This window comes from Aquidulcibacter sp., assembly GCF_020253525.1.
Taxonomy (GTDB): domain Bacteria; phylum Pseudomonadota; class Alphaproteobacteria; order Caulobacterales; family Aquidulcibacteraceae; genus Aquidulcibacter.
This window is the reverse complement of record NZ_JADCBK010000035.1, coordinates 12,268-32,746: the sequence shown is the minus strand read 5'-3', so window position 1 is coordinate 32,746 and position 20,479 is coordinate 12,268. Positions and strand designations below refer to the sequence as shown.

General features: G+C 56.0%; 23 protein-coding genes. 17 read left to right on the top strand and 6 right to left on the bottom strand.

From position 1 onward, the window contains the following. Positions 1-133: 133 nt before the first annotated feature. The 11 genes from IOB61_RS04770 (at position 134) to IOB61_RS04720 (ending at position 12,768) form a co-directional block, all read left to right on the top strand. Positions 134-1,750, top strand: a complete 1,617-nt coding sequence (locus IOB61_RS04770) for a Do family serine endopeptidase (protein ID WP_290812964.1) — start codon at positions 134-136, stop codon at positions 1,748-1,750. A 23-nt stretch (positions 1,751-1,773) separates the two neighbouring features. After that, positions 1,774-2,445 carry a response regulator transcription factor gene (locus IOB61_RS04765; protein ID WP_085339406.1) on the top strand — a complete coding sequence of 224 codons (672 nt, stop codon included), beginning with the start codon at positions 1,774-1,776 and terminating at the stop codon, positions 2,443-2,445. A gap of 5 nt (positions 2,446-2,450) precedes the next feature. After that, the gene (locus IOB61_RS04760; protein ID WP_290812960.1) at positions 2,451-3,908 is read left to right on the top strand and encodes a HAMP domain-containing sensor histidine kinase; all 1,458 of its coding nucleotides are present in this window, start codon (positions 2,451-2,453) and stop codon (positions 3,906-3,908) included. Continuing rightward, the gene (locus IOB61_RS04755; protein WP_290812958.1) at positions 3,908-6,718 is read left to right on the top strand and encodes a bifunctional [glutamine synthetase] adenylyltransferase/[glutamine synthetase]-adenylyl-L-tyrosine phosphorylase; all 2,811 of its coding nucleotides are present in this window, start codon (positions 3,908-3,910) and stop codon (positions 6,716-6,718) included. The genes IOB61_RS04760 and IOB61_RS04755 overlap by 1 nt, the downstream gene beginning before the upstream one ends. An 80-nt stretch (positions 6,719-6,798) precedes the next feature. After that, positions 6,799-7,536: an EF-hand domain-containing protein gene (locus IOB61_RS04750; protein ID WP_290812954.1), complete on the top strand. Its 738-nt coding sequence runs from the start codon at positions 6,799-6,801 to the stop codon at positions 7,534-7,536. 21 nt (positions 7,537-7,557) lie between these two features. Beyond that, complete coding sequence (locus tag IOB61_RS04745) at positions 7,558-8,151, top strand: sigma-70 family RNA polymerase sigma factor (RefSeq protein WP_290812951.1); 594 nt, start codon at positions 7,558-7,560, stop codon at positions 8,149-8,151. Then, positions 8,148-8,450, top strand: coding sequence for a hypothetical protein (locus tag IOB61_RS04740; protein ID WP_290812948.1), 303 nt, complete (start codon positions 8,148-8,150; stop codon positions 8,448-8,450). Before IOB61_RS04745 ends, IOB61_RS04740 begins: the two co-directional genes overlap by 4 nt. Before the next feature lie 107 nt (positions 8,451-8,557). Beyond that, positions 8,558-9,895, top strand: coding sequence for a metallopeptidase TldD-related protein (locus IOB61_RS04735; RefSeq protein WP_290812945.1), 1,338 nt, complete (start codon positions 8,558-8,560; stop codon positions 9,893-9,895). A gap of 3 nt (positions 9,896-9,898) precedes the next feature. Then, a complete protein-coding gene (locus IOB61_RS04730) occupies positions 9,899-10,687 on the top strand; it encodes a 3'(2'),5'-bisphosphate nucleotidase CysQ (protein ID WP_290812942.1) in 789 nt (262 codons plus the stop codon). Positions 10,688-10,694: 7 nt separating this feature from the next. Further along, positions 10,695-10,955 (top strand): DUF4170 domain-containing protein, encoded by a 261-nt coding sequence (locus IOB61_RS04725; RefSeq protein ID WP_290812939.1) that lies wholly within the window; start codon positions 10,695-10,697, stop codon positions 10,953-10,955. Then, the gene (locus IOB61_RS04720) at positions 10,939-12,768 is read left to right on the top strand and encodes an ABC transporter ATP-binding protein (RefSeq protein ID WP_290812936.1); all 1,830 of its coding nucleotides are present in this window, start codon (positions 10,939-10,941) and stop codon (positions 12,766-12,768) included. Before IOB61_RS04725 ends, IOB61_RS04720 begins: the two co-directional genes overlap by 17 nt. A 6-nt stretch (positions 12,769-12,774) precedes the next feature. Here IOB61_RS04720 and IOB61_RS04715 read toward each other — a convergent pair whose 3' ends face one another. Further along, entirely contained in the window at positions 12,775-13,320 is a 546-nt protein-coding gene (locus tag IOB61_RS04715) for a PAS domain-containing protein (protein WP_085339396.1), read from the bottom strand. 161 nt (positions 13,321-13,481) lie between these two features. On the opposite strand from IOB61_RS04715, the gene IOB61_RS04710 reads away from it, so the two are divergent. Beyond that, positions 13,482-14,396, top strand: a complete 915-nt coding sequence (locus IOB61_RS04710; RefSeq protein ID WP_290812931.1) for a hypothetical protein — start codon at positions 13,482-13,484, stop codon at positions 14,394-14,396. Positions 14,397-14,484: 88 nt separating this feature from the next. Here the strand turns inward: IOB61_RS04710 and IOB61_RS04705 are convergent, their stop codons facing one another. After that, a complete protein-coding gene (locus tag IOB61_RS04705) occupies positions 14,485-14,874 on the bottom strand; it encodes an MAPEG family protein (RefSeq protein WP_290812928.1) in 390 nt (129 codons plus the stop codon). Positions 14,875-15,049: 175 nt separating this feature from the next. On the opposite strand from IOB61_RS04705, the gene IOB61_RS04700 reads away from it, so the two are divergent. From IOB61_RS04700 to IOB61_RS04690, 3 genes are all read left to right on the top strand, one after another. Next, the gene (locus IOB61_RS04700; RefSeq protein ID WP_157893562.1) at positions 15,050-15,214 is read left to right on the top strand and encodes a hypothetical protein; all 165 of its coding nucleotides are present in this window, start codon (positions 15,050-15,052) and stop codon (positions 15,212-15,214) included. Positions 15,215-15,267: 53 nt separating this feature from the next. After that, on the top strand, positions 15,268-15,744 hold the full coding sequence (locus IOB61_RS04695) for a YaiI/YqxD family protein (RefSeq protein ID WP_290812925.1): 477 nt from the start codon (positions 15,268-15,270) through the stop codon (positions 15,742-15,744). A gap of 111 nt (positions 15,745-15,855) precedes the next feature. Further along, a complete protein-coding gene (locus IOB61_RS04690) occupies positions 15,856-16,095 on the top strand; it encodes a hypothetical protein (protein WP_290812922.1) in 240 nt (79 codons plus the stop codon). A 15-nt stretch (positions 16,096-16,110) separates the two neighbouring features. Here the strand turns inward: IOB61_RS04690 and IOB61_RS04685 are convergent, their stop codons facing one another. Next, positions 16,111-17,652: a UbiD family decarboxylase gene (locus IOB61_RS04685; protein WP_290812920.1), complete on the bottom strand. Its 1,542-nt coding sequence runs from the start codon at positions 17,650-17,652 to the stop codon at positions 16,111-16,113. A gap of 161 nt (positions 17,653-17,813) precedes the next feature. Here IOB61_RS04685 and IOB61_RS04680 point away from each other — a divergent pair, with 161 nt between their 5' ends. After that, positions 17,814-18,392: a DUF2239 family protein gene (locus IOB61_RS04680; protein ID WP_290812916.1), complete on the top strand. Its 579-nt coding sequence runs from the start codon at positions 17,814-17,816 to the stop codon at positions 18,390-18,392. A 5-nt stretch (positions 18,393-18,397) separates the two neighbouring features. Next, complete coding sequence (locus IOB61_RS04675; RefSeq protein ID WP_290812913.1) at positions 18,398-18,904, top strand: ATP-binding protein; 507 nt, start codon at positions 18,398-18,400, stop codon at positions 18,902-18,904. Here the strand turns inward: IOB61_RS04675 and IOB61_RS04670 are convergent, their stop codons facing one another. The 3 genes from IOB61_RS04670 to IOB61_RS04660 are packed head-to-tail and all read right to left on the bottom strand — an operon-like array spanning position 18,905 to position 20,465. Beyond that, positions 18,905-19,213 carry a GNAT family N-acetyltransferase gene (locus IOB61_RS04670; protein ID WP_290812910.1) on the bottom strand — a complete coding sequence of 103 codons (309 nt, stop codon included), beginning with the start codon at positions 19,211-19,213 and terminating at the stop codon, positions 18,905-18,907. A 5-nt stretch (positions 19,214-19,218) separates the two neighbouring features. Continuing rightward, positions 19,219-19,599: a DUF2237 domain-containing protein gene (locus tag IOB61_RS04665; RefSeq protein ID WP_290812907.1), complete on the bottom strand. Its 381-nt coding sequence runs from the start codon at positions 19,597-19,599 to the stop codon at positions 19,219-19,221. Continuing rightward, positions 19,599-20,465 carry an alpha/beta hydrolase gene (locus IOB61_RS04660; RefSeq protein WP_290812903.1) on the bottom strand — a complete coding sequence of 289 codons (867 nt, stop codon included), beginning with the start codon at positions 20,463-20,465 and terminating at the stop codon, positions 19,599-19,601. The genes IOB61_RS04665 and IOB61_RS04660 overlap by 1 nt, the downstream gene beginning before the upstream one ends. Between the last annotated feature and the right edge of the window lie 14 nt (positions 20,466-20,479).

The following is a 20,479-nucleotide window of genomic DNA, read 5'->3' as shown; positions in this document are numbered from 1 at the left end:
AAGTTCATCCGATATCTGGTTTTATGACATCATTGTAATGTTTTGGCCATGGTCTGGCCATCTTTGCCCTGTCATAGTGTGGCTAACGCGCGGCTCGAATGGCGGGCTGTGGCACACTGCAGGATGAAGTTTCATGTCGTTGGATAAGCACGGTGAAGATCAGACTACCCATTCTGGCCACGTGGCTCAGAAGACCAAAGCACAGCGCTTTTTGCGTCGTCCCGTCCTAACCGGGGCAGCGGCACTTGCGCTCGGCTTGGCTGCCTTTGGCGCAGGTCAGATCCTTTCCCCAAGCCTTTCAACAGCCCAGCAGATCAAGACCCAAGCGCCAAAGGCTGCGGCGACGCTGCCAGGCTTTGCGGACCTCGTCGACCGGGTTTCCCCAGCTGTGGTTTCGCTTGAAGTCGTCGCAGTCGCGGATGAAGATCAACGCGGCCCTTCGGCGGATGATCTTGAGGGCATGCCACCACAATGGCGCCGTTTCTTTGAACAAATGCCAAACCAGCGCGGCAATGCGCGTCCTCGTGAACAGCGTGGCGGTGGCTCTGGCTTCTTCATCACCTCAACTGGCTACATTGTGACCAATAATCATGTGGTGGAAAAGGCAAAGGAAATCACGGCCACCTTGAAGGATGGCCGTGAATTGAAGGCTACGGTTGTCGGGCGTGATGAACGGACTGATTTGGCCGTTCTAAAGGTTGAAGGCGGCAGCTTCCCCTATGTGCAATTTGCGCCGGAGGCTCGTGTCCGTGTGGGGGATTGGGTCGTTGCAATTGGCAATCCATTTGGTTTGGGTGGCACCGCAACAGCGGGCATTGTTTCGGCTTTGGGGCGCGATATTCGTGGCGAAGGCAATAATATTGCCGACTTCATTCAGATTGATGCACCCATTAATCCCGGCAATTCTGGTGGCCCAACCTTTGATATGAGTGGTCGGGTTATTGGTGTGAACACCGCGATTTTCTCGCGTTCGGGTGGCAATGTTGGGATTGGCTTTGCCATCCCAGCTTCCTTGGCCGATCGCACCACCAAACAAATCATTGAGCAAGGTAAAGTTACCTATGGCTGGTTGGGCGTTCTTATCCAAGACACCAGCCGAGAAATGGCCGATAGTTTTGGCTTGGGCAGCGATGTAAAGGGCGCTGTGATTGCAAGTGTTACACCCGGTGCACCAGCGGCAAAGGCTGGCCTGATGCGCGGCGATGTTGTGGTTGCTTTCAATGGCCAGAAGATTGAGGGCTCTGCTGACTTGACCCGTCGGGTTGGGCAAACTCAAGTTGGTGAAGTGGTTCGTTTGGATATTGTTGGCGCGAAAGGTGTCCGTCGCACGGTGCCCGTTACCATCACAGCGCGTCCCTCCGAGCAGCAATTGAGCCAAAGCGATTCCGCTGGTGGGGGAAGTGCAGCACCCCCTGCGGTCCCCGCAACCAATGACCTTGGCTTGAGTGTTGGCCCCTTGTCGGCTCAAGCTCGCACCCGCCTGCGCCTTTCCCCGAATGAAGCTGGGGTCTTGGTCTTGGAAGTGGATCCAGATTCGCGGGCAGCCGAACGCGGTATTCGCCCGGGTGATGCAATTTTGACGGCCAATAATGAGGAAGTGCGCTCGGCCGAAGACTTGGATGCGGCAATCGCGGCCGCCCGTGCTGCGGGTCGTTCGTTCATCGGGCTCTTTGTGCAAAGCCAAAGTGGGGGTGGCGGGTTTGTGCCACTGCCTTTGGGCACCCCGTCTAAGCCTGGTTCCAAAAAGTAATCGACGCGTTAGGGGGGAATCCGATGCGTGTTCTCATTGTTGAAGATGCTGGAGAGACCGCACTCTACATGCGGCGTGCTCTGGAAGAGGCGGGCCATGTCGTCGACCTGGCCGCCGACGGTCCCACAGGCGAGATGATGGCACGCGGCGGCGCTTTTGATGTCCTCGTGTTCGACCGGATGCTGCCGAAAAAAGACGGCCTCAGTGTCGTTGCAGACTTGCGGACTGCGGGGATTGCAACGCCAGTCTTGTTCCTGTCGGCTTTGGGCGATGTCGAGCATCGCGTAGAGGGCCTCAAAGCCGGTGGCGATGATTATCTGGCTAAGCCTTATGCCGCCAGCGAGCTGATCGCCCGTGTCGAAGCCTTGGGCCGTCGCCACGAAGGGGGAGCCCCTTCAACCCACCTCAAAGTCGGTGAGTTAGAGATGGATTTGCTGGCCCGCGTGGTGCGCCGCGAGGGCCGGAAGATCGACATTCAACCGCGCGAGTTCCGCTTGCTGGAATATCTGATGCGAAATGCCAATCAGGTCGTCACCCGCACGATGTTGCTGGAAAAGGTGTGGGATTATCACTTTGATCCACAGACCAATGTGATCGACGTTCATGTGTCGCGCTTGCGGTCAAAGATTGATCGAGAGTTCGATAAGCCCATGTTGCACACGGTGCGTGGTGCCGGGTATCGGCTCGAAGCCTAGGGCCGATGATCAAAAAACTGCTCTTGCCATTGCGGTCGCTGATGCGCACCACGACGTTTCGCGTCGCCATGGCATTTGCAGGACTATTTGCAGGATTTGCGATCCTGCTTTTGGGCTTTCTCTATGCAACAACCGTTGGCAGGCTGGGCTTAGAGGCTGATCGGTTTGCGCGACAAGAATTGTCCGAATTGGCTGATATCTGGCAACGCCAGAATGTCGATGGTCTCAATATGGAGGTGATCCAACGCGCCGCCCGCGCCAGTGACTCGCTCTATGTTTTGGTACAGCCAGATGGCAAAGTGTTGTCTGGTAATATTGATGGCGCGCCAATCGACCTTTCCCAAATTGATAAGCCCGATCCCACTAGTGCGCTAGAGCCCGCGCGCGCCGTGTCATCCGGCTTTAGTTATGAGCGGCCCGACTTAGAAACCGGAAAAATTGAGCGTCGGCGGGCACGTGGTCTCTTTCTAGCAGGACCCGATGGCTTCGGCTTGTTTGTTGCACGTGATCTCGGGCCGGGCGTTCAGATTGCAGACCAAGTTGCGCGCGTGATTTGGATGGGTGGGGCAGGGGTGTTGGCCTTCGCGCTCGTCGGCGGCTTTATGGCGGCACGACAAGCCGCTGGGCGCGTGGACGAACTCACGCGCACGACACGGGCAGTGATGGCGGGCGACCTGAAACGGCGGGCAGCTGTGCGGACCATACGACCCGGTGATGGTGATGAGTTTGACGATCTAACCGAAGACCTCAATGCCATGTTGGAGCGTATTGATCGTCTGGTCGCGGCCGCGCGCACCACAGGCGATTCGATTGCCCACGATTTGCGGTCCCCTCTGACACGGCTACGTGCGCGTCTCGAAGGGGCTGCAGCCAAAGCCCAATCCAGCGAAGAATTGCGCGACGCAATTGAAGATGCCCTGATCCAATTGGATGGTGTGGTGGCAACCTTTAATGCCGTGTTGCGTTTGTCTCGGTTGGAAGCAGGGGAAGGCGGAAAGCTTGAGCCTTTGGATGTTAGCCTGTTGCTTGGCCAATTAGCCGATTTGTTTGAGCCCGTGATTGAAGAGGCAGGCCTTGTCTTTACGGCTGAAATAGAGCCTGAGCTGATGATTATGGCCGACCGGTCCATTCTGGCGCAATCCATCTCCAATCTTCTCGATAATGCGGTCAAATACACAAGCGAGGGCGAGGTGCATTTGTCGGCCAAACGCTTGCCAGCTAACCAAATGGCCATCAGCATCAAGGATAGTGGTACTGGCATTCCCGTCGATCAGCGCGACCGTGTGCTAGAGCGGTTTGTGCGGTTGGATAGTGCACGCTCTTTGCCGGGCTCTGGCATCGGTCTTTCCTTGGCCGTGGCGATTGCAGAATTACATGGCGGACGGCTGACCTTGGCCGATGGCTTGCCGCGCGGCGAGACGTGCGGCCTGGAGGCGCGGTTGATCCTGCCGCTTAAAGTCTGATGATTAAGATACGACCGCTTGGTTCCTTGTCAGATGCTTTGGACGCGGCACGACGTGTTGCGCCCTATCTTGATCGTTTGAGCCAGCGACGTGTGGAAACGACACACGCTATCCTTGGTCGACCCGCTTCGGAGGTCTTGGCTGCCAGTCTGGTACAGGCGGAGCAGGCACAAGATCTTGCCATGACCGATGCGATGGCCGCTCTACGCCACGCCAAAGCCGATACCCACCTTGCCTGTGCCCTTGGCGATTTGAGCGGCGGCTTGGAATTGGGCGATGTGACATTGGCCCTGTCTAATCTGGCGGACCGAGCCACGCAGACGGCCATGATCTTAGCGAGCCGCGCGGCTGCTAGCCGTGATGCTGCAAGCTTTTTGACCCCCGATCAAGTTCCAGGCTTTTTCATCATCGCTATGGGTAAACATGGCGCACAAGAACTCAATTATTCGAGCGATATAGATCTGGCAGCTTTTTTTGATCGCGACGCCTTCCGGGCCGATGATCAGGACGCAGCCAGTGGCGTCTGCGTCCGCCATGTGCAAACGGTATCGCGCATTCTCGAAGAAGTGACGCCTGAGGGCTATGTGTTTCGGGTTGATTGGCGGCTTCGCCCCGATCCTGCCTCAACACCTGTTGCTGTGTCGCTGCGCGCAGCAGAGGCCTATTATGAAAGTGTCGGCCAAAACTGGGAGCGGGCGGCCTTTATCAAAGCCCGCGCAATTGGTGGTGATTTTGATGCGGCCAAAAGTCTTCTGTCGCACTTAAAGCCGTTCATCTGGCGGAAGAATCTCGACTTTGCCGCAATTGATGATGTGCAATCCATCCTGCGACAAATTCATGCCGTTCGTCGTTCAACGGACTTAGATGACCCGGCGTTTGACGTGAAGCTTGGACGGGGAGGCATTCGCGAGATTGAGTTTTTTGCGCAAACCCAGCAACTGATTTTAGGCGGGCGCGACCCCAGTTTGCGCGTGCGGGGTACGTTGCAGGCTTTAGACGCTTTGGTGGCAGCTGGCCGGATTGATGCTGCTGCGCGGGATGATTTAGCCCAAGGCTATCGTTTCTTGCGGGCGATTGAGCACCGCATTCAAATGCTGGACGACGAGCAAACGCACAAATTGCCAGCCGATCCCAATCGGCGTGCCCGTGTTGCGGCTTTGTCTGGCCATGAAGACCTTGCCGCCCTTGACCACGACATACATGCTTGCCGCGAGATGGTGCGTACCCGCGTGCGTGAATTGTTTCCGGACAGCAAGCCGCTCTCCAGTCCAATGGGTTCTTTGGTGTTCACGGGCGTCGAAGATGACCCAGAGACGATTGAGACCATCGCTTCTCTGGGTTTTACCGAACCGAGCCAAATTGCCAGAACCATTCGTGGTTGGCACCATGGCCACATACCGGCAACCCGGACAGCGCGCGCACGCGAGCTTTTGACCGCCCTAACCCCAGACTTGTTACAAGCCATTGCAGCAACTGGAGAGGCCGACACAGGTTTCGTGCGCTTCCAAGACTTCTTTGCCGCTTTGCCCGCCGGGGTGCAGGTCTTGTCTTTGTTCAAGGCAGAGCCGCTGATCTTGAAAGAAACCTGTGCCACTTTGGCCTTGGCCCCGCGTTTAGGGGCTGTGCTCGCCCAACGTCCAGCCATTCTCGACGCCATGTTATCGCCGCGCTTCACCGCGCCCCTATCCGTGGATGAACCTCAGACCCGGCTAGAGGTATTGAAGGCTGGGATGGCCCAGGCCCAAGGGTTTGAAGAGAGCCTTGATGCGGTGCGTCGCGCCCATCGCGAGGAAATGTTCCGCATTGGTTTTCAAGTGCTCCATGGTCGCGCGAAAGCCGACGAAGCTGGAATTGCTTATTCCAACCTAGCAGAGGCCAGCATATCGGCACTCTTGCCGGTCGCCTATGAGGCGATGAAGGAAGTCCATGGCCTAATTCCAGGGCGGGTAGCGGTCTGCGCTTGGGGCAAGCTCGGCGGGCAGGAATTGGCGGCCGATTCTGATCTCGATTTGATGATTGTTTATGATGTCGCTGATCCAGACTGCGAGTCCGACGGCAGACGGCCCATTAGTGCTGAACAATGGCACACAAGGCTAACGCAGCGCTTGGTATCTGTCTTGTCCGTCCAAACAGCCGAAGGCAGCCTTTATGAAGTCGATATGCAGTTGCGGCCTTCCGGCCGAGCGGGTCCTGTTGCTGTACGTTTGTCTGCATTAGAGCGCTATTATGATAGCCAAGCTTGGACGTGGGAGTTTCAGGCGCTCACCCGATTGCGGCCCGTGGCAGGCGACCCAAGCTTGATGGACGAGATCGCAGCTCTAGCGCAAAAAGTGCTGCAAAAGCCGCGATCAACTCAGACCTTAGCCAGTGAAATCGTGGCGATGCGCGACAAGATGGTTGCCGCCCATCCGGTGCGTGGCGGCTGGGACGTTAAGCGCCAACGCGGTGGACTGATTGATTTGGAATTTTTTGCCCAGTATCATCAGTTATTGGTCGCAAGTTCAGGCAAGCCCGTCGTGCATGCCAATACGCTAGAATCTATCCAAGCCCTTGCCCATTATGGATTTTTGGATGGGGAAGAAGCGGGCCGATTGGTACAAGCCGGATGTGTACTTCAAAATGTGCGCCAACTGCTCGCGGTTGCAGCCGGGTCTGACTTTGAGCCCAGCCGCGCGGCAGCTGGGCTCAAGCAGGCTGTCGCAAACTGTCTTGATGCACCAGACTTCAACACCGCAATTGCCATGTATGAAGACGCGCGCGCCCTTATTCGACATCATTTTAATCAGATTGCAGCTGTTGCGACGGAATAGTTATTCCTACGCGTTTTACGAGCAGATCACCAATGAGCTCGGCCTTCTCCCTAAGGTCGGCTGCACGAAGGAGCCTGATCATGCGTTTGAAGACTGTTCTCGCCACCGCCGGCTTTATGATGCTGGCAAGCCCCGTTTTGGCCCAACAGGGTCCACCCCCACCTCCAGGCGAAGGTCCGGGCTTTTTTGAGCGGGCTGACCTGAATAAGGATGGTGCCATCACAATGGAGGAAGTGCGCACCGCGCGTGTCGCCATGTTTGATCGGGCTGACAAGAACAAGGACGGATTTGTCACCGAGGAAGAAATGCGTGCGGCCCGCCCGCCCCGTCCAGAGGGCATGCCAGGCCGCCCCCCTCGTGAACCGCGCGAAGGCCGTGACATGATGGCGGTAGCAGATGCCAATAAGGATGGTGCGGTTACGCGCGCTGAATTTGACGCGGCAATGAACGCGCGGGCGCAAGAAAAGCAAACCAAGATGCAACAGCGATCGGCAGAAATGTTCACGCGTTTGGATGCCAATAAGGATGGTCGCATCACGCGTGATGAGCTCGACGCAATGCGCGGCAAAATGGGCGACAAGATGGGCGACAAAATGAAAGCGCGCCGCGACGGTCCTCCACCACCGCCCCCCTTGGGTACGTTTGATACCAATAAAGACGGAAAGATCAGCCGCGAAGAGTGGGTGTCGCGTCCTGATCCGATGTTTGAGCGTGCTGACGCCAATAAGGATGGGCGCTTGACCCGTGAAGAAGCTGCTGCTGCTGCCCGTCAAGGCCGTGAAGGTGGTCCGCGTCGCGGCCCCGGTCGTCCTTGGTAAGTCAGGATAAGGTCGCCTCGCGTGTCAAACCCGATTGTCTTTGATCCCCATGCGGGTTTGATCGCCAAAGCTGGCCGCGGTGATCGCGCTGCGGCCGCTGCCTTGGTCAGGGCTGTTTCGCCAAAGCTGTGGCGGATCAGCTGGCGTCTCTTGCGCGACGCCGCCGAAGCTGAAGATGTCACGCAAGAGGCCCTGATCCGCTTGTGGAAGGTCCTGCCAAATTGGCAGACGGGTAGGGCTCGGGTAGAGACGTGGTTACACCAAGTGACCACCAACCTCTGCTTTGACCGCTTACGCAAGGCCGGGCGCTTTGTTGACGAAGATCAAGCGCCGGAGCCGCTCGACCCTGGGCCCATGCCCGATACGAGGCTGCATCAATCCGCTCTGCGCGATAGTGTGGATGCTGCCTTGGCGAGCCTACCCGACCGTCAGCGCGCCGCCATTGTGCTCACCCATTATGAGGAATTGGCTGCCAAAGAGGTCGGCGAGATATTGGGCATTAGTGTGGATGCCGTGGAATCCTTATTGGCACGCGGGCGCCGCGCCTTGCGCCTAGCCCTTGCGCCCGAGAAGGCCGATTTGTTAAAAGCGTCCGTGGAAGGACATGCAGCATGAGTATCATTGATCATCATCCGCTGAATAAAGCTCTGGCTGACGTGCTTAATCACGCGAGCCCTGTGCCCGACATGCCCGCTGCCCGCATTGAGGCCGCTGCCATGGCTGCCTTTGGCGCGCAGAATGCCCCCCGTCATGCGTGGGTAAAGACCTTCGGGGCTTTAGCTGCAACGCTGGTTTTGGGTGTTGGTGGCTTCATCTATTACCAGTCGTGGCTGAATGAGCAAAAGGCGCTGACGGCTGATGCCGATGCGTTTGCCGAGCAATTGTTGAGCAGTGAATTGGACTCAGCCCTGTAGGTCTTAGCCCTTGGCCACATGAGGCGACATATTTCTAAAATGGACGCACTGAAGCTTTTGTGCGCAATTGACTTCGCATCGAGTCAAACCCGCTTTAGAAGTAATCCATGAGCTCAAATCTTGATGCAGCCGTTGATCGGCTCCTGTCCCGCGCAAAATCCCTTGGTGCTGAAGCGGCCGATGCAGCCTGTGTGGACCGCAAAAGCCTGTCGGTTTCGGTGCGACTTGGCAATCTGGAATCTGTTGAAAGCGAAGAAAGCCGCTCGGCCGGTTTGCGGGTTTTGATCGGCAAGAAGCAAGCTGGGGCATCGACCTCCGATTTCAGCTTAGCGGCACTGGATGCATTGGCAGAGCGGGTTGTTGCGATGGCAAAGGCGGCTGCCGAAGATCCATGGTGTGGCCTGCCCGAGGCAAGTGAACTGGCCAAAAACCTGACTGACTTAGAGCTTTGGGACGACACCGAAGCCGATATTGCCGATCTAGAAGCCCGTGCTTTGGAGAGCGAAGCTGCGGCATTGGATATTGCAGGCATTACCAACTCTGGCGGCTCGGGCGCGGAATGGGGTGCAAGCCATGTCTATTACGGGGCCAGCAACGGCTTTCGGGGTGGGTATCGCGGCACTTCGTGGGGGCTCGGCTTATCGGCCATTGCCGAGCGCGGCGATCATAAGGAGCGCGACTGGGACAGCGATTCCAGCCGCTTTCTGAAAGATTTGAAGGCTTCTGAAGAGATTGGCCGCAGTGCCGGCCAGCGTACTCTCGCGCGTTTGGGGGCAACTAAGCTTGAAAGCTGTGTGGCACCAGTCATTTTCGAAAATCGAGTTGCCAGTCGCCTGATCAGTTTCTTCTTGGGGGCGATCTCGGGCGCTTCGGTCGCGCGCGGTGTTTCGTTTCTGCGGGACAAATTGGGTCAGCAAGTTTTTGCGCCAAATATCCGCATAACTGACAATCCTCTGGAAAAAGGCGGATGGTCGTCGCATCCGTTTGATGGTGAGGGACTACCTGTCGCGGCGCGAGATCTGGTGACAGATGGCGTCTTGCAGACCTGGCTTTTGAATAGCGCAAGCGCCAAGCAATTGGGCTTGAAATCAACGGGCCACGCTAGCCTGAATCCCGGCGGGGCACCGGGGATTGGCTCTAGCAATGTGATGGTCATGCCCGGCACGTATGACCTTGCGGGCTTGCAGGCTCATGCGGGCACCGGGCTTTTGGTAATCGAAACTCTATCTCCCAGTTTCAATCAGAATACCGGCGATTATTCGGTCGGCGTTTCTGGTCTTTGGTTTGAAAATGGGAAGATCGTGCGTCCGGTGAATGAAATCACTGTCGCGGGAAATATGCTCGACATGTATAGCAAGCTCATCCCCGGCAATGATTACGAAGGACGCGCCTCTCTTCAATGCCCCAGCCTCTTGATCCCCGCAATGACGATTGCTGGTGCCTAAGGGATGGATCTGGCGGCTGATCTTGCGCTCGCTTTGGAAGCCGCCACAGAGGCCGGTGCCGTTGCCATGCGCTATTTTGGCACCCAGATGGATGTGCGCGACAAATCTCCCAATAATCCTGTCAGCGATGCAGATTTGGCCATCGATGCCCTGCTCAAAGAGCGTTTATTGGCACAGCGCCCGGATTATGGCTGGCTGTCCGAAGAGACCGTCGATGATCAATCGCGCCAAACCGCTCGTTTTTGTTGGGTGGTTGACCCGATTGATGGCACCCGCGCCTTTATCAAGGCCAAACCACATTTTACCGTTTGCATCGGTCTGTTGGTCGATAGCCAACCCGTCGTGGGTGTGGTGTTTAATCCCGCAACAGGGGAAATGTTTGACGCCATTCAAGGCGGTGGGGCCCGTCTAAACGGCGTAGCAATTCAGCCAAGCCAAGTCGATCAGCTTGAAGGCTGCGCCATGTTGGGTGATCCCGGCATGTTTCGACATCCGGCTTGGCCAAAGCCCTGGCCTGAAATGGATGTGGTTTCGCGCAATTCGATCGCCTACCGGATGTGCCTTGTTGCTGCAGGCCATTATGATGGGGCGATCGCCTTATCGGCCAAGAGCGACTGGGATTTGGCTGCCGCACATGTGATCGTTGAGGAAGCAGGTGCGCTTGCGACCACACATGAAGGTGCAGCCTTTGTTTACAATAAGCTTGTACCTCTCCAAAAAAGCTTGGTGGTTGCAGGCAAGCCTCTGCATCCCTTACTCATTGAACGTGTCCACCATGTAAAACTGTCGTGAGGAACGAATGGAACGTAAAGCCGCCCCAAAGAGACAATTGCTTCACCTCGTAATTGGTGGAGAAGTTCAGGACTTAGAGGATGTTGAGTTTCGCGATCTCAAGGCCATGGATTTCGTTGGGGCTTTTCCCAATTACGCCGAAGCACGCGACGCTTGGAAAAGTGCGTCCCAGCGCACGGTGGACAACGCCCATATGCGCTATTTCGTGATCCATGCTCACCGTTTGATCGATCCAAACGGGCCAACGCCGGATGAAGACGATCACTAAGGCTCCTGCCACACAATCGGGGTCAAGCACCGATTTGATCAAGCGGTTTTGGTCTGGCTGGCTAACACCGCATGCAGGTGTGTTGTTTTTGGCAACCCTTTTGATGGCGGTTGTCGCCGCAGCTTCGGCTTCTTATCCGTGGCTCTTTGGTCAAGTCATCGATGCTCTGGCCAAGCTCAGTGCTGGCCAAGAAGCCCGTCCAGAGGGTGCCCCTGCCTGGATGGCACCAGCTGCTATGGCCATGGTTGGGCCTTTAGCCATTATAGCGGCGACCATGATCAAGGGCGTCGCTCTATATGCCTCTACCGTCTTGACCAATCGGGTTGCTTTGGCGGCAACGACGAAGCTTCAGCAAGATCTATTCGCCAAGCTTTTGACCCTGGATTTCGCCCGCCTAAGCGCGGAACCCTCTGGCGCCTTTTCTGCCCGCTTTTTGAACGACATTAATGCGGTACGTGAGGCCGTCCTACGGGCTGCGAACAGTCTTGTGCGCGATATTCTGACCTTGATTGGCGTGATTGGCGTCATGATCTTGGGCGACTGGCAATTGGCTTTGGTGTGTCTGGTGATCCTACCCTTGGCGATTGGCCCAGTTTCAATGATTGGCGCAAGGCTGCGCAAGACTGCAGCGCGCGCTCAGCATCAAGCGGCAGATTTGGCTGGGGTGGTTGAAGAGAGTTTGGGCGGCATTCGCTTGGTGAAAACCTATGGCTTAGAAAAGGCCGAGAGCTCCCGTGTTGGGACTGCCTTGTCGACCCGCATGTCGCTTCTTCTCAAAATGGCCGAGCAAAAGGGCAGGGTAGATCCCATCCTCGAAGTATTAGGCGGGCTAGCCATTGCAGGTGTCTTTGCCTTTGCGGGCTTTCGCATTACCCAAGGGGCAGCAAGTGTTGGCACATTGACCGCCTTCATCGCCTCGCTTTTGCTAGCGGCTCAATCGATCCGCAGTTTGGGGGGCTTAAACAGCGTCTTGCAAGAAGGCCTCTCGGCTTTAGAGCGCTTCTTTTCTGTTTTGGACGAGACCCCCAGCATCGCGGATCGCCCAGGTGCGAAAGAACTGACGCGTGGTCCCGGTCGGATCGAGTTTCAAAATGTTGGCTTTAACTGGCCCAATGGCACAATCGGTCTGAATGCGGTCAATTTCACTGCCGAACCGGGACAAACTTTAGCCCTAGTGGGACCGTCAGGCTCCGGTAAGTCGACGATCCTTAATCTCATACCCCGCCTGTTTGATCCGACCACAGGCAGGGTCTTGATCGATGGGCAGGATATTGGGCAGGTCACCTTGGCCAGTTTGCGCCAGCACATCGCCCTTGTCAGTCAAGATGCCACATTATTTGATGCCTCGATTGCCGAAAATGTCGCGATGGGTTTGCCCGCTGCAGACGAGGCTGCCATTCGCTCTGCCTTATCTGCGGCAGCTTGTGATTTTGTGGACCGATTGGCCGATGGGATGGCAACCCAAGTGGGGCCTCGCGGCTCGCGCCTGTCAGGCGGGGAGCGTCAACGTCTATCCTTGGCGCGCGCCATTGTGCGCGATAGTCCCATTTTGCTGCTGGATGAGCCAACAAGTGCTCTGGATTCAGACTCAGAAGCCCGTGTTCAAGAAGCGCTTGATCGCTTTGCTGCCAATCGAACCACGATTGTGGTCGCACATCGTTTGTCGACAGTTCGTCGGGCCAATCTGATTTTGGTGCTCAACCAAGGCCAAATTGTTGAAGCCGGGACCCACGATCAATTGATTGCGCGCGGTGGCCTTTATGCGGAGCTGGCAGCCCTACAGTTTCAAACCACCTCGCAGCCAGAAGTTTAAGGTCAGCTAGTCGCGGCTAACCACGAGGCGTAGGCCTTGGCGTACCGGCATTTCTGGTGTTGGCGGCAAGAGAGCGGTCAGTGAGAAGCGCAGAACGGGCTTAGAGACAGAGGGTGACTGCTTGAGGGGCTGAAACAGGCCCAAAACACGATCCGCGCCAGCCTTATCCGTCAAAGGCAAGAACACCCACTCAACTTCTGTTCTTTGGCCAAAGGCCGCTCCAAAGGCAGCTGCACGGGCCAAAGCTGGCCCCGGACCGGCGATGGCAGATTCTAGTAGAGCGCGGATTAAATTCCGATCCGTACCGTGAAATAGGCTGCTGACGTCATGATCGCGTAAATCTCGACCTGTCCAAAGCTTCAAATCGGCTCCAACGGTCTTGAATGTGAAGACACCCTCGCTGGCGCGCTGCGCCAAAAAGATACGGCCGATCATGGAAGTGGCGTCTTTTGACAGCGCAGAGCCTGTCTCAGATTGGTCTGCAAGCCCATTTAGGGCCTGCCAAGAGCTCAAAAAAGCCCGGCTCTCTGGATGAAGTGCGCCGTAATGCATGTCTATTTCCTCGATTTAAGCCGCCTTCTGGCCGCTTTCCGAGGAGTAGCGCAGGACTCATGCCAACCCAGTTCGGTGACTTAGGGGGCCGATACTCTCCACACGGGCGAAATTGGCGCCGGACTTGCTGGATGGGTTTAGAAAATTTGGGGAGTCCCACCATGAGTGTTTCAGTTCGATACATCGCCGCAGCCACACTTCTCGCGGCCTTTATGGCATCATCCGCACAAGCGGGTGGCTGCAATAGCTGTGGCACAGGCGGTAACGGCACAACCAATATCCCGGTTGTTCAAGGCCCTTCCGGCGGCTGCTGCGGCTCTGCCACAGGCCATATCATTGGTGTTCCAAATGTTCATGTGCCTGGCCCGAATGTGAACGTCAGCGTTGGCGGCAGCTATTTCGGCGGCACCAATGTTGTGGTGGGCGGTAATACGTATGTTGGTGGCAGCACCACCGTGATTGGCGGCGGCGGCGGTGGCGGCGGCGTCTATATTGGCGGCGGCGGCGGTGGCTTTTCAGCCCCAATGCCCGTAACTGCTGGCCTGATTGATGGCTTGCAAGTCTCAGGCGGCCAAGCCGCAACGGTGATGGAACAATTCCAAGACACCCGCACCATCACAGAAACAGTCGCTATTCGCGCTGTATGTATGGATGACCGCGACACCCCACATCCTGCATCGCGCACCAATGGCGATGCACAGGTCGGTTCTGAGTTTGAGGGCGAAGTCTTCCGCTGTATGGCTGGCACGCGCATGCTGGTCACGCTTGGCAAAGTCGTCAATGGCGAAGCCAATTTCGATGGTGGCCGCACCATTTCGTGCCAAAAGGGCCAAGCTTTGGCCTATCGGGGCGATAAGGGTGCCGTCGGTACTGCCACGCTCCAGTGCGTCGCGCAAAAGGCTGAAGCGGATTGTAACGAGCGCTCGTTGCTGCGTCGGTTTGGCCCAGGCATCAAATATGCAACCATCACCCGCACCGAGACCTTTACCAACACCCGTCAGTCGGCAAGCCAACAAACCGCAACTTTCCGCTCATCGATGTTTGTCGATGGTGGGGTTGGCCAAGGCGTATTCTAAGTTAAGCGCGTCCTTGTAGACGCGTTTGGGGGCTGAAGGGTCGCTGCTTTTGGGCAGCGACCCTTTGTCGTTTGGGTGTGCAACGTTTCTAAAAGGCCGCCCAAACACAGGCTACGCCGATCCATAGCAAAGCTATGAGCGACAATAACATGCCGACCATGCGCCCAAATGAAGCACCCTCGACCCGGCTTAAGCCGTAAGCATGTAAAACCCGTCCGACCGTTAGGCTCAATCCACCGACATGGATCGCCCAAACGGGTGCACTGGCCATCGCCATTGCAATAAGACCGACCAACGCAATGGGGGTAACTTCGGTTGCATTCGCATGGGCGCGAATAGCTCGAATCAAGCCGGGATGCCCGCCGTCACCTAGGCTTATCTTTTCGCGACGGCGATAGCCGATCACCTGCCAGATCAATGCCAAAATGAGTAGTACATTCAGTCCTGTATACAAAGCGACTGCGGCAGAAGCTGACATGTTGTATCCCCTCAAAAAGCCAAACTTGGATGTTCATCAGGCAGATAACATTAAATCGTCATCGAAACAGCCTTTAAGAATGAATGAAAAGGCGCATCATAAACGTGAGGTGTAAGTTTATCGGATTTCAGCACTCGGGTGGTAGCCTGAGAGAAAATGGTGGGGAGGCACGCAGATGCCAGTTATCATTGCAAGTCTAATTTTGGTTTCCTTGGGCAGTTTGGCTCTTTTTCTTGGGCTCAAATTGGCGCGCGTCATGCGTGAGCAGTTTGAAGAGCTCATGCCCCAGCGCATGGTAGATTATTCAGGCTTTGTCGACGTCCCACGCGGGCGCGACTAATCCCTCTTCGGTCTCGGTCTGGTGCTGAGACAGGCTTTCAGCCATAAAGCGGCATGACTCGCCTATTTGTCGACGCCGATGCCTGCCCTGTTAAAGATGAGGTCTATAAAGTCGCACTCCGTTACGGCTTAAAGACCTTTGTTGTTGCCAATAGCTTCATTCAAATTCCAACCCATCCGCTGATCGAGAGGCTGATTGTCGATGCTGGCCCTGATGCGGCTGATGATTGGATCGCCGAGCGATGCCAGACTGGCGATATTGTCATTACTCAAGACATTCCCTTGGCGGACCGGGCACTGAAGGCCGGGGCGCAGGCGATTGGCAATCAAGGCAAGCCTTTTACGCGCGATTCCATTGGCTCAGCTTTAGCCGGCCGTGAAATCGGCGAACATCTTCGCGCTATGGGGGTCGCAACTTCAGGACCAAGACCCTTCGCCACGTCCGACAGATCCCGCTTTCTGCAAGAATTAGACGCTGCCGTCCATCGCGCCAAACGCGCGCTCGCCTTAGAGGCTGCTAAGCGACGTTAACCAAACAGAAACCATAAATTTGACTTGAAATCAGAAGGCTTTTCTTTTTGTAACCAATGACTTGTTTGTGACGTACTTGCATCTGAAGCCTGTCTTAGAGGGGAAGTCGTTATGGAAATTGTCAATGGCTATATGTGTCGCGATTGTACGGACGTATCTTATGCCAAGAAAAATATAGATCCTGCCCACCCTAAGGATGGCCCGCAACCAAATGAGGCGTCGAGAACGGCAGATCGGTATGCTGATGCTGTTCAGTTTGGCGGCGCGCTCACCGATCTGAACGCACGCCGCCTAGACAATCCTCAAGCAGACCTTGTGGCCGACAAGCCTCGTCTTGATTTGCGCGTTTGAGCGCACCAGACCGAACTATTTCCAGATTGGCTTGCCGTCTCCCGGCAGACCCAAGCGGCCCCATTTCTCGGTCACAGCATCAATGACCTTTTTATCCATCCGGATTTCTTCGCCCCATTCGCGGTGGGTTTCAGGATGAATTTTGTTGGTCGCATCGAGACCGATCTTAGAGCCAAGACCGCTCTCTGGGCTTGCAAAGTCCAGATAGTCGATTGGCGTGCGGTCAACGAGGGTGATATCGCGCGCCGGATCCATGCGGGTTGAGACCGCCCACATCACATCCTTCCAGTCGCGTGCATTAATATCGTCATCGACCACAATGATCCATTTGGTATACATGAATTGGCGCAAGAAGGACCAAGCGCCCATCATCACCCGCTTGGCATGGCCCGGATAGGCCTTCTTCATCGAGATGACGGCAATGCGGTAAGAGCAGCCCTCGGGTGGTAACCAAAAGTCTGTGATTTCAGGAAATTGCTGTTGGAGGAGGGGGATGAACACCTCGTTCAAGGCCTCGCCCAAGACAGAAGGCTCGTCAGGCGGACGACCTGTAAAGGTCGATAAATAGATCGGATCCTTGCGCATGGTGATGCACGAGACTTGGAAAATCGGGAACTTCTCGACCGAATTATAATAGCCGGTGTGGTCGCCATAGGGGCCTTCATCGGCGAATTCATCCAAGAGCACATGGCCTTCAATGATGATTTCAGCTTCTGCCGGCACTTCAATCGGGATGGTCTTGCAGGGGACTAGGTCGAGCTTACGGCCGCGCATCAGGCCCGCGAACTGATATTCGCTCAAAGTGTCGGGTACGGGGGTGACCGCAGCGAGAATCGTGCCGGGGTCTGCGCCAATGACGACGGCCGCAGGCAAAGGTTCGGGCTTGGTATCCTTCCAGCGCTTATAATGTTGTGCGCCACCACGATGGGCGAGCCAGCGCATGATGGCGCGATCCTTGCCCAATTGCTGCATACGATAAATGCCGAGGTTATAATTATCTTGCCGCTTGTCGCTTGGACCCTTGGTGACGATGAGGGGCCAAGTGATCAAAGGTGCGGGTTCACCTGGCCAGCAGCTTTGAATGGGCAGCCGTGACAGATCTATGTCTGCCCCTTCCCAAACGACTTCTTGGCAAGGTGCTTTCGCAAAGACTCCGCCCGAAATGGTGTTTGGCCGCATTTGCATGACTGTCTTTGCAAGCGGCAACAGATCAAAGGCTTCTTTCAGGCCCCGTGGCGGCTCTGGCTGGCGCAGGAAGGCCAAAAGTTCGCCCACTTCGCGCAGGTCCTGCGCGGTGCGGCGGTCTTTACCGTCCATGGTGACGCCCATCGCAACCCGCTCCACCGTACCAAACAAATTGGTGAGCACTGGCATGCTCGATTTCGACCCATCGGCCATGATAGCATGCTCATACAGGGTTGCTGGCCCACCGGTAGCGAGGAGGCGCGTCTGAATCTCCGTCATCTCCAAGACCGTCGAGACCGGCTCGCGCACGCGCACCAGTTTTTGCTCGCTCTCCAACCGCACCATGAACTCGCGCATGCTTTTATAGGCCATGTGTCCTCCGTCTGACCTCATGTAGTCCGAGGCAGGGGTCAGGTCATCCCTGTTTTCAGTCACGTGACAGTGCACAGGATGTGACTGGTGTTTTATTTTATCCGGGTGATATTGACCTGGGATAATTTTATCCGGATAATAATAACTCACCGGAGCTAAATATGACCTATCAAGAGGATTTACCCGCTATTGCCTTTGCAGGCCCGCAGCTATTGGCCTTTGGTGCGCTGCGTGAGGTGGCGGCAAGCGTCAAACAAAAGTTGGATCAGGATCCAACTCTTTCCATCTTGGTGTTTCATCGCGACACCAGCCAGCCGATTGAACTCGATTTGCGCGGCAGCCTCGCTGATGTCGTTGCGCGTCTGCAACCGGCTGAATTTGCTTCAGGGCGAAAGGTAGGGCGACCCAAATTGGGGGTTGCTGCGCGCGAAGTAACACTTTTGCCGCGTCATTGGGACTGGCTGGCCCGGCAGCCGGGCGGGGCAAGTGTGACGTTGCGAAAATTGGTTGAGGCGGCTCGTCGCGAGACAGAAGGGGCGAATGCGCTGAACGAAGGACGCGAGGCGCTCTATCGGTTTATGGCCGCAGTGGCGGGGAATGAACCAAATTATGATGAAGTGTCGCGGGCTTTATTTGCCGGCCAAAAAGTACGCTTTTTGTCCTTGATTGCGTGCTGGCCACATGATGTACAGGCCCATCTTCACCACCTCAGCCATCAGGCATTTCTAAACGAGGAGTAGGCATCGTGGCAGAGGCAGCATTTCATTTGATCTGCGGTTCGACTGGGGCAGGCAAGTCGACCTATGCGCAGACCTTAGCGCATGATCTTGGTGGTCTCCACTTTGCTATTGATCAGTGGATGGTGACCTTGTTTTGGCAGGATAGCCCACAGCCCATTGAGTTTGATTGGACGATGGCGCGCATTGATCGATGTGAGGCCATGATTTTTGAAACAGCAAAACAGGCTGTCTCGATTGGCGTTCCCGTTATCCTAGACTTAGGGTTCACCAAAGCAGCGCATCGGCAAAAATTTGCCGATCTCGCCAAGCAAGCGAATGCTCCTGTGATCCTGCATGTTCTGGACGTGCCGGTTGATACCCGTTGGGCGCGGGTTCAAGCCCGCAATGCCACGAAGGGTGAAACCTATGCGATGGAGGTTGATCGTTCCATGTTCGACTTTGTTGAGACGATGTGGGAGTTGCCCGATCCAGCTGAGATGGCGGCGCTAAATGGTCGGTTTGTGGGTGCCTGACTACGTCGCCACCAATCCTTGCCATTCTGGGTGGCGATCTATCCAACGTGCCACATAAGAACAGTGCGGCAGGATGCGGACCTGATCTTTTCTCGCAAGCTTAAGGGCTGCCTCCGTCAGGATGGCAGCCAAGCCTTGCCCATTGAGTGCGGGTGGAACAAAGGTGTGGTCCAATACCCGTGTGCCATCGGGGCGGTGATACCAAGTAATTTCGCACAAGTGAGCGCCAGCAGCCGTGTCGCCAACAAGGGTAAGGCGGCCCCGGCCTAAACCCAAGTCTTCAAAAACCGGCTCGGAAATCTGCGTCATGCGCTTTAGGCCTCCGCCGCATAGGATTTGAGGGTTTCTAGCGGCACAACAACTAAAGCCTCTTCATGTGTCGCTTCCAGTATGATCGGTGGTGCACAGCCCGCATCCAGCGCATCTTTCCAACGGGTGAGGCAGACGCACCAGTGATCGCCGGGTTTAAGACCCGCAAACCTGTATTCCGGGCGCGGTGTTATTAGATCATTTCCTTCGCGCAATTGATGGGCCAAAAAGGCCTTGGTCACGACGGCGCAGACGACATGGGTGCCATGGTCTAAGCCTTCGGTCTCACAACAGCCATTCCTGAACCAGCCAGTTAGCGGGTTCATCGAGCAGACTTCAAGTGGTCCGCCCAAGACATTGCGGGCAGAAGGATCAAAGCGCCGCATTAGCTTTTGACCTGACTGGCGCAGCCGGGATAGCCAGCGGCCTTTTGGTCTTGGATGAAATTCACCGTGTCGGCCAAAGTTGGGGCGCTGCGCCGTACCACTGGCGAAATTGCGCCAAGAATATAGAGGTGTTCGACCCCGGGATAGAGCTTCACATAAGCCAGATTTTTATGCTCCGCCAAGGCAGCCGCCAATTGCTCGCTGCGCTTTGGGTCCACTGTTTTGTCTTTGGTGCCATGGAGCAATAACATGGGCGGGGCTTTCGTGGCGGCATAAGTGATAGGCTTAGTGCTGGGTAGAATTTCGGCTGGGAAAATACGTTTAAAGACCGGTTCGACAGGGGTGAAATCGTAAGGCCCGGCAATGCCAATCACGCCCTTGGCCGCATCACAAATCGTGGTTCCCTCGGCTGCGAGAAATTGAGGATCCAGCGCGATCATCGCGGCAATATGGGCACCAGCGGAGTGGCCAGCAATGAACACCGGCCGCCCCTTCGCAATCGACTTTTGCGTAAAGGCAAGTGCCTTGGCACCATCTTCGACAAAGGCCGGGAAAATCACTTCTGGATGCAAGCGATAATTGACGACGACGGTTTGGATGCCGCGCGCCGCAAAGGCAGATCCTAAGAACTTATAGTCATCCTTTGAACCATATTGCCAAGACCCGCCGTGATAAAACACCAGAACCGGGGTGTCGGCCTGCATGACCTTTGGCGAATAAATATCCAACATATGGCGCGGCAGTGGGCCATAGCTGATATCTTGCTGAACGGGCCCCGGCGTTTGTGCCACGAGGTTGAGCACCTGTGGCCCAGAGCAGGCGCTTAGGCTGCAAAGTGCCAGAATGGCAGCAAACCAATGTCTCATGTCACGTCCTTCTT